At 62.5% G+C, this 1,019-nt stretch carries 1 pseudogene; it reads right to left on the reverse strand.

The window, feature by feature from the left end:
* Positions 1-1,006, reverse strand: a pseudogene (locus HX812_RS31835) (DUF2235 domain-containing protein); the annotation flags it as partial.
* Between the last annotated feature and the right edge of the window lie 13 nt (positions 1,007-1,019).

Consider the following 1,019-nt stretch of genomic DNA (forward strand, 5'->3'; position numbering starts at 1 on the left):
GCCTCTGCTCAAACGCTTCCGCCAGGTGCAGACAGCGCTTGACCAGCCCGCCCCCTGGCAGCTCCTGATTGCCGTCGGCCCAGCTCATATGTCCATCCGCCCCCGGCAGGATGTCGGCGATGCCCACCGAGGCCACGGTGTCCAATAGCCCCAGGTATTCCACGCTGAGAGGGATTTCCAGATCGTCCAGTTGCAAGTGCGGACGGTAGCGCATCAGCGTATTCAACCAACTGACAAAAGCCCGTGCGGCCGCTGCCCCCCGGGAAAACCCATAGACATACAGCTTGAGACCCAACAGCTTTGACGAGCCAGGACTCGGTTGCGCCAGCGCCAAGCGCAACGGTTGTTCGATCAACTTGAGTTGCTTGTTGAACACCGTGGCCCGATTGGCCTGGCCCTTGAGCGATTCCAGCCCTGGCAACGTGCCCATGGCCTGCACCGCGGCCCTCAGGCTCAAGTTGTCCTGTCGCGGCAGGTCCAGTGTGCGTCGCAGGGCGTCGATCAGCATCAGCAGGGCCCAATTGATCCGCTCTTCGCCAAAATAGGCCCCGGCCAACCCGGCGGTGCTGTAGTTGAGGTCGCCCACCTCCGTAAACGGCGTGCCGACGCCAGGCATGTAGTACTTGAAGTATTGGCCATTGCCGGTGCCAGGTGCGTCGGTCAAGCGCTGTGCCCTGTCGTGATGCCCGGTACCACCGGCATGACCCGCGCCGACGGTGGCCCGAAACAGCCGGGCGATGTTCGTTGGGTGCGGTGTCGCGGATTCGTACAGGTCGTTGTTCAGGTTATTGCCGGTGCCGTCGAAGAACAGGCTGATGTGCAGGGTTTTGCAGCACGGGGGCGTCACCCGCAGCCCGGCAGCCAGGCACAGGGCATCGTGATAACCCCGCTCCTGATCACACTGGCGCAGGATATTTTGCTGAATCTGCACGGCACGACGGGGCAAACGCCCCTCCAGAGGAAACGGCGGCGGGTAGTAGACGCTGGCATGTTTCATTTCGGACATGACTGAGGCTCCG

The organism is Pseudomonas sp. IPO3749 (assembly GCF_013386605.1).
In the GTDB taxonomy this organism is placed as follows: Bacteria; Pseudomonadota; Gammaproteobacteria; order Pseudomonadales; family Pseudomonadaceae; genus Aquipseudomonas; species Aquipseudomonas azotoformans_A.